This window comes from Lonepinella sp. MS14434 (assembly GCF_042468235.1).
Taxonomy (GTDB): Bacteria; Pseudomonadota; Gammaproteobacteria; order Enterobacterales; family Pasteurellaceae; genus Lonepinella.
The window spans coordinates 1,838,392-1,850,625 of sequence record NZ_CP170386.1; the positions used below are offsets into that span (position 1 = coordinate 1,838,392).

Here is a 12,234-nt window from a genome sequence, read left to right on the forward strand (position 1 = left end):
GTAACACAATTAGAAACTATATTTTGCTGTTACGTAATAAGCTCGACCCGGTTCGTTATAAGAATTAGCACCTTGATTACTGCGGTAAATCCGTTTATCAAACATATTGGTCACCCCTACACGCAAGCTCAATGCTTTGTTCCAGTTGAAACCGACGTTTGCACCAAAAATCGCATAACTGCCGAGTTCTGTTTCGTTCCAGTTGCGTGTGTCGTTATTAATTTCTTTGTTAGAACGTGGTTTTTGGCGACCGTATTGGGTGTAAGTCAAGTTAGTATCCCACATATCATTAATGATCCAATTCAAGCTAGAATTGATGGTATATTTAGGAATCACAGAAAGTGGATTGCCTGTTGCTTTGTTTTTGGATTCAATCATGTAAGTGAAGTTATTAACTAACTGCAATTTATTTTCAATCAATGGCAGAGTTAAATTCCCCTCTAAACCAGATACCACCGCTTTTTTCACGTTTTCCCAACGATAAATATTTCTCCCCGAACTCGTTTGACCTTCTACAGTAGTACCAGCTACGATTTTGTTACGATAATCATTATGGAAATAAGCCAAAGAAGCAGAAAGTGCATTATGCTGATATTCTAATCCAATTTCTTTGTTCCAACTGGTTTCGGGTTTAAGATTATCATTACCTAACATGGCACAATTAACAAAACCATCAGCAACCGGGCAACCATAACCATAGCTTGTAATCATATAGTTTGAGTTGCTTTGGTAAAGGTTTGGTGCTTTATAGGCTCGAGCAATCCCCCCTTTCACTTTCCACGCATCGGTAAAGTTATGAGCAAAGTTGACACCACCACTGACATTTGAACCTGAATGATCGTTATAATCATAACGAATTGCAGGAGTTAAGAATGTACTGTCAGCAAGGGCAATATTATCTTCTACAAAGATAGCCCATTCTTTTTGGCTAATATTTGATGGTCGGGTATTACTGAAACCATTATATGTTTCTCCCGAGTTTAATGTATTTTTCAATGAGTTTGCATCATCTAGGCTAGAATGGGTAAATTCTGCTCCAACAGTCAACATTTGCTCGAATCTAACAGTAAATGGGATGTGGAATTCAGTCCCTACATGAGTATTTTTAAGCACACTATCTGAGAAATCTGTTGAATCGTAAGACCCCTCCACACGACCTGTTAAATATTCGCTCATACGGCTATTGGTGGTTCTATCCCAACTTACATAAGTTTCGCTATCACCCCAACTATATTTCCCTGTGTGGGTTAGGGAATAAGATTGACGATATAAACGTGCTGTCTCTGAGCCGATCAGCTTATTAATTAAAGCCGAACTCGTGCTAGTGATTGCGCTCGTTTGCGTATCACCACCATAAATATTACCTTGACGGCTGTAACTGGCATCAAAGCGAAGTTGATGATCTTGGTTAATTTTCCAATCTAAACGACCTGAAATATCTTTATTACGTACACCCTCACGTCCAGCAATCAGCGTATTACTGCCGTTGTTAGCTGCATTAATATCCACGGCATCGGCTTCGGTTTTGTTGTAGTTACCATATAAACGGAAATTTAATACATCACTAATAATCGGACCGCTTAAATTAAAGCCAACTCGATTGGTGGCGCCCTCTTTGCTATCTTCTGGCTGATTGGTGTAATAGGTGACACTACCCGTTAATTTATCTGTGGTAGGTTTGGTTTTAATATTCACCACCCCACCCATAGCACCGGAACCATAGCGAGCGGCGGCAGGGCCACGTAAGACTTCAATCGAGTCAATCGCTTCTACTGGCACCCAGTTGCTATCGCCACGCGTATTACGTTCACCAGAGCGTCCCATCCGTTCCGCTTGACGAGAAGTCACGGGTTTACCATCAATTAAAATCAAGGTATTTTCTGGTCCCATACCTCGTAAGTCGATTTGGCGTTTGTTACCACGGTTTGATGTAGCGGAGTTACCTGTTAGATTCACACCAGGCATAGTTCGCAAAATTTCTGAAATATCATTTTGTATAGGACGTTTGTCTAATTGTCCAGAAGAAATAATTGACACACCCAAAGACTGCTTCACTTGATCTTCCGCAGTCACAGTAATTTGCTCTAATTGTTCAACAGCAAAGGCATTTGCTGCACCTAAAACACTCAATATAGCAAGTGCCAGTTTGGTCTTGTTGGTTTTCATATTAGTTCCTCTTTTTGTGAAGAAAAATAATTATCGTTTTTGCGGAGTAAAAGTCAACAAAATTTTACTCCAAAATAGAATAACTTCTCGTTATAAGAAAGTTTCTTAGGGAATAAAGAGAAAAGAGAGATAAAATATAATGTGAAAATCAACGATAAAATACCCCGTACTTTCATACAGGGCTAAGCATTATTACACCATGTTGTGGCTATGCCAAAAAAAGATGCGGAGCATCGTTATTTGAATCCCCCCGTATGAGAGTATAAACCACTCATCACAACTCCGGTGATTTAATATAAGGTAACATACCCTTATCTAACATTTTTACAATGCCACTACGGTGATCGTTACCTCCTAAACCTCGTAATTCAAAGGTAATCCCGATACTATGATCATATAGGGTATCTTTTTCACCACTATATTGACGTTTTGAGTTTTCATTAACTAAATAACGCCGAATACCCACACCCACAGCCCAACAGCAACTATTGTATTGTACTCCCGCATATTGCTCTACGGGTTTGTTTAAGGCAACATCATGATAATAACGAGCGACCACAGCCCAGTTATCCGCCACTTCCCAAGCGACTACCGCCCCAACTTGTTGAATATCTTGGTTGTAACGGTTCACACTTGAGGTTAAGTTCTGGTTAATATATTCCTTACTCGCATAACGATAATTCAACTGGACTAAATTATTACCCTCAGGGTTATATTCTAAGGTGGAATTTGCTAATGAAGTCGCATCTAAACGCGTATCATATTGATAACTGCCTTTCCAATTCCATTTATCATTCAGTTTCCAATTACTTTCTAATGCCCAAGAAGATGAACGCCCTGTGGTACTATTTTCTGTGGTATCATCAATACGAGAATTATTCAGATAAATAATTTGCCCTAAAGATAAATTAAACCGTTCTTCTGAATTTTTATCATAAAAACGGGTTGTTCCCCCTAAGGTAAATTGATTGGCAGACGCAATTCTATCTAATCCACTATAACGGCGATCACGGAATAAAGAATAATAATCTTGTTGTAACAAGGCAGAATCGTATCCTAAGCCTAAATAACTGGAGTTTTGTTTTGAACCGATATTACTTTGATCTTTGTAAGGGCGATATAAATATTGAACATGCGGTTCAATGGTCTGTGTATAGCCTTTAAATAAGGTTTTTTGGCTGGCTAACACCGTTTGTAAATCGACTTTAACTTGCGGTAACACACGATTCACCGAGCTTTGTGTATTCGCATCTACTCCCGTTCCTGCTTTTTGTTGATAATGGGTGGCATAAAGTTTGGTTTCAATATTTAGACTACCATAACGATTGGATAATGGCACATTAACACTTGGCTCAACATGATAACGCCATGCGGTTGGCATACTTGAACTGTCATTATCAAAACGCACTGCTTGAGCAAATAATTTAAAATCTGCCCGACCGTTGGCTAAACCATTTTTATAATAATTAAAATCAATTTGTGGCAAGGCACGATAAGGTCCTACTTCAACTTCATCGAACACTTGGAATTGTTTCACAGAAATAGCGAAATTCCAGTTCGGTTGATAATAAGACAGGCGTGCATTTTGGGTGGCATAGCCGTCGGTACTGCTCCCATAATCCGAATCAAAATCACTGAAATAACGTTTATCACTCACTTTGGTATAATTTACGTTTAACCGCCAGTTATCCCATAACTTTGCATTATGCGCCCAGTAGAATAAATGCCGTTTTCTATCATCATCTGAACCCGCGTATTCATTGTAACGATCTTTACTTAAATATTCGCCCGCAAATTTCCCTTCTCCCAATGCATTTAAATAACGGAATTCTCCGTTCATTTGCCAACCACGATGTGACATATATTTCGGCGTAAAAGTCGCATCATAGTTGGGGGCAATATTCCAGTAAATCGGTTGAGCATACCAATAACCATCACGGCTTGAACTTCCTGCACTTGGAATTAACAACCCTGAACGGCGGCGATCACCCAATGGTAATTGCAAATATGGGGTATAAAAAACTGGCACACCAGCCACTTTAAAACGAGCATGCCACATTTCGGCATATTCTTCTTGAACGTGTTGCTTCATTTCACTCGCATCAATTTGCCACGCATTATCATCAGGCAAACAAGATGTAAAAGTCGCATTTTTAAATAAACGATAATCCTCACGTATTTCAGATGTTTCCGCCGTACCACGTCCTTGACGACCAACTAATTGATAATTACCATTCGCAATATCGGTATCTTTACTGTTTAAATGCACTTTGGCATTATCACCGTTAATTTTGATTAAATCATCTTTATAATCAAAGCCACCTCGCACATAGGCATAACGCTGTGCATTATCCCCATCGCCCGATTGGGTCACTTCCACTTCATCCGCTTGTAAATGACGAGTACCTTGTTTGAAATCTACCGCACCGCTATAAACCGCTCGGCTTGGATTAATAACATTCGCCTTATCCGCTTCAATATAAACGGGTTGATCATTTGGATCGCCCTGTACTGTTTCACCTGAAAATTGTGGCACACCGGCTAAACAACGCTGACGTAAATCATCAATATTTGCCAAACTGCTCGAACTATAAAGTGCGGTCAAAATTGATAAAGAAAGTAACGTGTAATAATTTTTCTTCATTTGGTTAACCATTCTACGTGATTAAAATTAGGGTGATTATACAAGAAAACCACATCAAAAAGCATTTTATTTACAAAAACAATCGTTCAAATGATCGTTCACCAACCCCATAGATTGCATAAATGCATAGCACGTGGTTTCGCCGACAAACACAAAGCCTTTTTGCTTTAATGCCTTTGACATGGCTTTTGATGTTACGGTTTTGGCTGGTATGCAATCCAAACTGGGTACATCATTGATTTGCGGTTGATGATCAACAAACGCCCAAATAAAATCGGAAAAATTTTCACCGCACTTTTGCATGGCTAAATAGGCTTTGGCATTTTTAACAATGGCTTCTAACTTGGCTCGATGACGAATTAACCCCACATTTTGCATTAAACGATCAATATCGTTTTCCGTCATTTGTGCAATCTTTGCAGGATCAAATTGATAAAAGGCTTGGCGATAGGCTTCCCGTTTTTTTAACACGGTAATCCATGATAAACCCGCTTGTTGTCCCTCTAAGCAAAGTTTCTCAAATAATTTCTGACTATCAAATTCAGGCTTACCCCATTCGTTATCGTGATAATCTTGATAAATTGGCAAGTTCCCAGCCCAATCACAACGTTTGATGATTTGCATCGGCTAACTCCTGTAAGGTATTAAAATTGCGAAAAGCGTTTTTTTGTTCGGAAAAATCCACAGCAATCGCCCCTTGTTCACGCATAAATTGCAACATTCGCCGTTCACCTTGATTTAAATAAGCAGAAAGTGCGGTGGATAATTGACGAGAAATTAAACAGAATGTGGGATGTTCACGTTCACCATCGCTGGCATAAACCACTAAACTTTGCGAAATTAACACCGCACTTTTTAATTTCTCTAGCAAATTCAACGGCAAAAAAGGGCAATCGCAAGGCACAAATAACACATAATCGGTTTCAGCCCGTTTTAGTCCCGTTAATATTCCGCTTAATGGTCCTTGAAAATCCACTAATTCATCGCTAAAAACAGGTAAACCAAATTGCTGGTACTGTTCAATATGCCGATTAGCATTAATCGCAATATCCTCTAATTGTACCTGTAAACAGCGGAGAATATGCTCAACCAATGGCTTTCCAGCCAGAATTTGCAGCCCTTTATCCACTCCTTGCATCCGCCTTGCCTTGCCACCTGCTAAAATTACCGCACTTATCGTTATCATTGTTTGTCATTCGCCTTTAATTCAAGTATCATTCTGCGTCAGCTATCTTAATATAAAAGGGAAAGATTATGAAATGTCATCGTTTAAATGAAGTGTTGGAACTTTTACAGCCTTATTGGTCTAATAAAGACCCTGAAATGAGTTTAATGCAAATTTTACAAGCGATTGCAGATGAAGCTGGCTTTGAAAAACCACTCACTGAGCTGTCTGATGAAGTGATTATTTATCAGCTCAAAATGCACGGCAAAGATAAACATGAACCTATTCCAGGGATCAAAAAAGATTACGAAGAAGATTTTAAAACCGCTCTGCTTAAAGCACGTGGTATTTTAAAATAATTTTAAAGGAAACCTGATTATGAACAAATTTCTCGTTAGCTTAATTGCTGCCACCATGGCGATTGCCAGTGTTAATCTGCAAGCCGCAGAATTAAAAGACGGCGAACAATACATTACACTGAGTCGTCCACATTCAGAAAAAACCGAAGTGATCGAGTTTTTCTCTTTCTATTGTCCACATTGCTATGCGTTTGAGATGCAATATGAGATCCCCAAAAAAGTGAAAGAAAATATTCCATCAGATGCGACATTTAAACAATATCATGTGAATTTCTTAGGCGCTCAATCAGAAAACCTCACCCGAGCTTGGGCGTTAGCCATGGCATTAGGGGCAGAAGATAAAGTCAAAAAACCATTATTCGAAGCCGCTCAAAAAAATAGCTTAAATTCAATGAGCGATATTCGTCAAATCTTCATTGATAACGGTATTACGGCAGAACAATTTGATGGGGGAATCAACAGCTTTGCAGTAACCGCCTTAGCGAAAACCCAAACTAATCTGGCGGATCAATTAGATGTCAGTGGCGTGCCAGATATGTACGTCAATGGCAAATTCCGAGTCAATCCAGAAGGCTTATCTCGTGATGATTTCGTGGCAGATTATGTAGAAACTGTAAAACAATTATTGAAAAAATAACTTTAGGAAAATGGAGTAGATTATGGCTGAAAGTTTTAGTGTAGAACGTCGTTTCTTTGATGACAAAAATTACCCACGTGGTTTCGCTCGTCACGGTGATTATACCATTAAAGAATCGCAAGCCTTAGAACAATATGGTCAGGCATTCAAAGCCTTAGATGAAGGTTCTCGCAAAGCGAAAACCGCAGATGAAAAAAACTTCGTGGCATTCTGTCGTGGTGAACGCCCAGCGGAAACTTTTTTCGAGAAAACTTGGAACAAATATCGTTCACGAGTAAACACTATTAAACGTGTTTATACACTTTCAGGTGTAGTGAGTGATAACTTAGATGAGTTTAATGCGAACGATTAATATGAACAGGGCTTGAGCAATCAAGCCTTTATTTTTTCTGTTTTGACAAAAAAGTGCGGTAAAAAATACCGCACTTTTGATTAAAATAGATTACAATAAGACTAATTTAGATAGACAAAAGGACAATATTATGATCATCGTAACTGGCGGTGCAGGCATGATCGGTAGCAATATCGTGAAAGCCTTAAACGAGATGGGACGTACCGATATTCTAGTGGTAGATAACCTAAAAGACGGCACTAAATTTATTAATTTAGTCGATTTAGATATTGCGGATTATTGCGATAAAGATGATTTTATCGCATCAATTATGGCAGGTGATGACATTGGTGAGATTGATGTTATTTTCCACCAAGGTGCTTGTTCTGCCACCACCGAATGGGACGGCAAATACCTAATGCACAATAATTACGAATATTCCAAAGAATTATTACATTATTGCCTCGATCGTGAAATTCCATTCTTCTACGCCTCCAGTGCAGCGACCTACGGTGACAAAACCCAATTTGTAGAAGAACGCAAATTTGAAGGTCCACTCAATGCCTACGGTTATTCGAAATTCTTATTTGATCAATATGTACGTGCCATTTTGCCTGAAGCTAGTTCGCCTGTTTGTGGCTTTAAATATTTCAATGTGTATGGTCCGAAAGAACAACACAAAGGTTCTATGGCAAGTGTCGCATTCCATTTAAATAACCAAATTTTGAACGGCGAAAATCCAAAATTATTCGCTGGATCTGAGCATTTCTTGCGTGATTTTATCTATGTAGGCGATGTGGCTCAAGTCAATTTATGGGCATGGCAAAATGGCGTGTCAGGTATTTTTAATCTCGGCACAGGCAAAGCGGAAAGTTTCCTTGAAGTGGCACAAGCTGTATTAAAACACCATGGCAAAGGCGAAATCGAAACAATCCCATTCCCAGACCATTTAAAATCTCGCTATCAAGAATACACCCAAGCGGACTTAACCAAACTGCGTGCCGCAGGTTGTGATTATCAATTTAAATCCGTGGCAGAGGGTGTGGCGGAGTATATGGCTTGGTTAAATAGAAAAAGCTGAATCGGAAATAACTAGCCGATTATGTTCATATTAAGGGCGAGCCAATGGGTTCGCTTTTATTTTCTCCCAAAATTCGCACAATAATTCGCCCACCACACTGGATTATCCCGATCCCAGTAAGAACCACCTTGTAACATGACAAAGGTTTCCAAATCAGCATTAAATGCTTCTCTGATTTCTTGTTCACGCAAGTTGTCAATATGATTCATTTCAAGGGCATCGATCTGATCTTGTAATTGCTCAATCTCATCCATTAATGAATCCTGCTCAAAATAAACTTCGTCAGCTTTATATTGGACATCGTCCATTCTGTCTGAAATATCATCCATTCGCTCATCATCAGATAACGAATAGCGTTCTGCCATTTTCATTAACCGAGCCAACTGCTTATCGAGTTTACTCTGTTTTTTCAACAAACTCACTAAACGGCTTTCTTTCGGTAAAATCTGTTGATGTAACGCTGTAAGCTGTTGGAAATAAGGCGTATTGCCTTTTTCTTGCAACAACTTCACCAATTTCTGCCGAATTTCAACGCTTAATTGGGTAAAATGAAGTTGTTTTTCCAACGATTGTTGCAGGGTATTTTGTTGTTGATCAGCATTTTGTGGAGCCGTTACTTTGGGGGAAACAGCTTGAACGGGAGCGATTTTCTTCGTAGTAGTGCTTTCACCAAAAACCGCCCGCCAGCAACGTGGAATCCAATCGCCGATGGCTAACATCAACAACGCAAATGCCCCTAATAAAATCAGTAAAAAAAGCAAAAATTTCATTGTTTCTCCTTGATAGCAAAAGCATACCGCTAATTAATTTACTATTCAATCGCAAACGCCTTTTAAATCATAAAAGCCTATTTTTAGATAACAAACAAAGCAAAAAATTAACAGAAAAACAAAAGCCAACTTGCTTAGATTGGTAAGTTTTGTTAGTCTTTTTACTATCCTAAACTTAAGCAATAGGAACTAAATGATGGCAACTCTCACTTTTGAAATTGATGTAGATAACCACGAAGTTATCCGCATAATCAATATCATCAAAGCCTTTTTGGAAGTGGATATGTTGGATAATTTGAGAATTACACAGGATAGTATTTTATATACTGAAACTGAATTTATAGAAATGATAAATAAAAATCGCTAAGGTAATGAATACCGATGAACCAAGAAAAAACAAATGAAATGCCTGAATATATTATTCAAGGAATTGAACGAGGTATTGAAGAGCTACGTCAAGGAAAAGGCATCTCAAATCAGGAAATTCACCAAAAAGCGAGATTGTTTTGTGATAATAGAATCCCCCCTAAAAAAATGAAATTTTAACAATATGAATATCCTAATCATTGCCCCGTCGTGGGTTGGCGATATGATGATGTCGCACAGCCTGTATCAAACCTTAAAACAGCAATATCCTGATTGCCAAATTGATGTGCTTGCTCCGAACTGGTGTAAGCCGTTGTTGGCTCGGATGCCTGAAGTGCGTAATGCGTTGACAATGCCGATTGGTCACGGAGCATTTTCGCTTGGCGAACGTTATAAAATTGGTAAATCTTTACGAAATCAATATGATATGGCGATTGTGTTGCCTAATTCCTTGAAATCGGCGTTTATTCCGTTGTTTGCTAAAATCCCTGTTCGTCGTGGTTGGAAAGGGGAAAGTCGTTATTTCTTTTTAAATGATTTACGATCCAATAAACACGATTACCCAATGATGGTGCAGCGTTATGTGGCGTTAGGGTATGAAAAAGGGAAAATTCCAACAGCTCAAAATTTAAATATTCCAACACCGTATTTAACCGTTGACGAAAGTGCGGTGCAAAAAACCAAAGAAATATTACTCACAATTCCTAATGGAATTGTTCGGGGCTTCGCCCCCGTTGCAAGCAACGTTGAAATTCCTACGGAATTTAGCACCGCACAATTTGCTCTGGCGGAAAATCGCCCTGCTATTGGTTTTTGTCCTGGGGCAGAATTTGGTCCTGCCAAACGTTGGCCACATTATCATTATGCTAAATTAGCGGAAAGGCTGATTGAACAAGGTTATAGTATTCGTCTGTTTGGGTCTAATAAAGATGTGGAAGTGGGTGAGCAAATTCGTTTAAGTTTACCTGAATCGTTGCAACACTATTGTGTCAATCTCGCAGGGCAAACGGAACTCAATCAAGCAGTGGATTTGATTGCGGATTGTACCGCAATGGTGACGAATGACAGTGGATTAATGCACATTGCGGCAGCGGTCGGTCGTCCGTTAGTCGCAGTTTATGGTCCAACGAGTCCGCAATATACACCGCCGTTATCCGATAAAGCAGTGATTATTCGCTTGATTAAAGGTGACTTAATTAAAATCCGCAAAGGGACGGACAGTGCGGAAGGTTATCATCAAAGTTTGATCGATATTACGCCTGAGATGGTGATGGAAAAATTAACCCAATTATTAGCGAATTAAGGGGGGAATATGACGAATAAATTGGATATTTCTAACTTACAAAAAGCCATTATTGCTTTGCAATCTGCTAATGAGATTGTGTCAAATAAGCTGTGGTTTGAGCAGCAAGAAACCCAAGTGCAAAATACCTTGATCGCAGGATTGATTCAGAATTTTGAGTTTGTGTATGAACTGAGTATTAAAATGCTGAAACGGCAGTTAGAACAAGATGCACTCAGTCCTGATGAAATTGACCAAAGTAATTTCCGTGATCTGTTGCGATTAGCGGGCGAGAAAGGGCTGATTGATAGCGTAGAAAATTGGTTTGAGTATCGCCAAATGCGAAATATTACTTCGCACACCTATGACGAAGAGAAAGCCCATCAAGTGTGCGGTTCAATGAGTGAGTTTTTGGCAAGTAGTCAGGCGTTATTGCACCAATTAGAGCAACGCAATGGCTAAAGTCTGCATTATCAAAACATCTTCACTCGGCGATGTATTGCATTGTTTGCCCGCCCTAACCGATGCCAAAAAGGCGTTAGGTAATGTGCAATTTGATTGGGTGGTGGAAGAAAATTTTGCGGAAATTCCTACTTGGCATTCAGCAGTGAATCAGGTTATTCCTATCGCTATTCGCCGCTGGCGGAAGCAGTTATTCACTAAACAAACCTACCAACAATGGCACGCCTACAAACAACAATTACAAGCTCATCGATATGATGCGGTGATTGATGCACAGGGGTTAATCAAAAGTGCGTTGTTCGCCACCCGTTTAGCTCGGGGCGAAAAATTCGGTTACGATCGAAAATCTATTCGTGAACCCTTAGCAAGTTGCTTTTACGATAAAACCTTTGCTATTGACTATCAACAACATGCAGTAGAGCGGATTCGCCAACTTTTTGCACAATCTTTAGGTTACGCCTTGCCCGAAAGCAAAGGGGATTATGGTATTGTTCAACATTTTCAACAATCCTATTCAAGCAAGCCTTATATCATTTTTGTTCACGCCACCACCAGAGCCGATAAACATTGGCTGGATAGCGAGTGGAAAAAATTAGCGGAAAAAATCACCGCACTTTTTCCTGAATTATCCATTCGTTTGCCTTGGGGAAACCAAACAGAAAAACAACGAGCAGAATGGATCGCACAAGGCTTGCCAAATGTCATAGTATTGCCGAAATCCAATTTAACCGAATTAGCTCATCAAATTGCCAATGCTAAAGCCGTGGTATCAGTTGACACTGGATTAGCTCATTTAACTGCTGCATTAGATGTCCCCAATATTACTTTATATGGTGCGACAAATCCTAAACTCATTGGTTGTTATGGCAAAAATCAATATTATTTGCATAAAGATTCTATGGCTGAAATTTGTGTAAAAGAAGTATTAAAAAAGTTAAAAAACATTAGGATATATTAATCTTTAAAACTCG

The 12,234-nt window shown here is 39.2% G+C and carries 14 protein-coding genes; 9 read left to right on the forward strand and 5 right to left on the reverse strand.

Annotated elements, in window-relative coordinates; all coding sequences use genetic code 11:
• Positions 1–9: 9 nt before the first annotated feature.
• The 4 genes from O1Q79_RS08890 to mobA all read right to left on the reverse strand — a co-directional run bounded on the left by O1Q79_RS08890 (position 10) and on the right by mobA (position 5,996).
• Positions 10–2,166: a FepA family TonB-dependent siderophore receptor gene (locus O1Q79_RS08890; RefSeq protein WP_386691820.1), complete on the reverse strand. Its 2,157-nt coding sequence runs from the start codon at positions 2,164–2,166 to the stop codon at positions 10–12.
• A gap of 274 nt (positions 2,167–2,440) precedes the next feature.
• A complete protein-coding gene (gene lptD, locus O1Q79_RS08895) occupies positions 2,441–4,810 on the reverse strand; it encodes an LPS assembly protein LptD (protein ID WP_386691822.1) in 2,370 nt (789 codons plus the stop codon).
• A gap of 66 nt (positions 4,811–4,876) precedes the next feature.
• Positions 4,877–5,434, reverse strand: a complete 558-nt coding sequence (locus O1Q79_RS08900; RefSeq protein WP_386691824.1) for a DNA-3-methyladenine glycosylase I — start codon at positions 5,432–5,434, stop codon at positions 4,877–4,879.
• Positions 5,412–5,996 (reverse strand): molybdenum cofactor guanylyltransferase MobA, encoded by a 585-nt coding sequence (gene mobA, locus O1Q79_RS08905; protein WP_386691826.1) that lies wholly within the window; start codon positions 5,994–5,996, stop codon positions 5,412–5,414. Before mobA ends, O1Q79_RS08900 begins: the two co-directional genes overlap by 23 nt.
• Positions 5,997–6,064: 68 nt before the next feature.
• On the opposite strand from mobA, the gene O1Q79_RS08910 reads away from it, so the two are divergent.
• From O1Q79_RS08910 to rfaD, 4 genes are all read left to right on the forward strand, one after another.
• Positions 6,065–6,334 (forward strand): YihD family protein, encoded by a 270-nt coding sequence (locus O1Q79_RS08910; RefSeq protein ID WP_132299479.1) that lies wholly within the window; start codon positions 6,065–6,067, stop codon positions 6,332–6,334.
• A 19-nt stretch (positions 6,335–6,353) separates the two neighbouring features.
• The gene (locus tag O1Q79_RS08915) at positions 6,354–6,971 is read left to right on the forward strand and encodes a DsbA family protein (protein ID WP_386688867.1); all 618 of its coding nucleotides are present in this window, start codon (positions 6,354–6,356) and stop codon (positions 6,969–6,971) included.
• 22 nt (positions 6,972–6,993) lie between these two features.
• Positions 6,994–7,323 carry a DUF413 domain-containing protein gene (locus tag O1Q79_RS08920; protein WP_132299475.1) on the forward strand — a complete coding sequence of 110 codons (330 nt, stop codon included), beginning with the start codon at positions 6,994–6,996 and terminating at the stop codon, positions 7,321–7,323.
• A gap of 130 nt (positions 7,324–7,453) precedes the next feature.
• Positions 7,454–8,383 (forward strand): ADP-glyceromanno-heptose 6-epimerase, encoded by a 930-nt coding sequence (gene rfaD, locus O1Q79_RS08925; RefSeq protein WP_386691828.1) that lies wholly within the window; start codon positions 7,454–7,456, stop codon positions 8,381–8,383.
• A 56-nt stretch (positions 8,384–8,439) separates the two neighbouring features.
• Here the strand turns inward: rfaD and O1Q79_RS08930 are convergent, their stop codons facing one another.
• Positions 8,440–9,153, reverse strand: a complete 714-nt coding sequence (locus O1Q79_RS08930; protein WP_386691829.1) for a hypothetical protein — start codon at positions 9,151–9,153, stop codon at positions 8,440–8,442.
• Between the two features lie 193 nt (positions 9,154–9,346).
• Between O1Q79_RS08930 and O1Q79_RS08935 the strand changes: the two genes are divergently transcribed.
• The 5 genes from O1Q79_RS08935 to rfaC are packed head-to-tail and all read left to right on the forward strand — an operon-like array spanning position 9,347 to position 12,221.
• Positions 9,347–9,520, forward strand: a complete 174-nt coding sequence (locus tag O1Q79_RS08935) for a hypothetical protein (RefSeq protein ID WP_386691831.1) — start codon at positions 9,347–9,349, stop codon at positions 9,518–9,520.
• Between the two features lie 14 nt (positions 9,521–9,534).
• Positions 9,535–9,699, forward strand: coding sequence for a hypothetical protein (locus tag O1Q79_RS08940; RefSeq protein WP_386691833.1), 165 nt, complete (start codon positions 9,535–9,537; stop codon positions 9,697–9,699).
• Between the two features lie 4 nt (positions 9,700–9,703).
• The gene (gene waaF, locus O1Q79_RS08945) at positions 9,704–10,822 is read left to right on the forward strand and encodes a lipopolysaccharide heptosyltransferase II (protein WP_386691835.1); all 1,119 of its coding nucleotides are present in this window, start codon (positions 9,704–9,706) and stop codon (positions 10,820–10,822) included.
• Positions 10,823–10,831: 9 nt separating this feature from the next.
• Positions 10,832–11,263, forward strand: coding sequence for a nucleotidyltransferase substrate binding protein (locus O1Q79_RS08950; protein WP_386691837.1), 432 nt, complete (start codon positions 10,832–10,834; stop codon positions 11,261–11,263).
• Entirely contained in the window at positions 11,256–12,221 is a 966-nt protein-coding gene (rfaC, locus tag O1Q79_RS08955) for a lipopolysaccharide heptosyltransferase RfaC (protein WP_386691839.1), read from the forward strand. Before O1Q79_RS08950 ends, rfaC begins: the two co-directional genes overlap by 8 nt.
• Positions 12,222–12,234 lie beyond the last annotated feature (13 nt).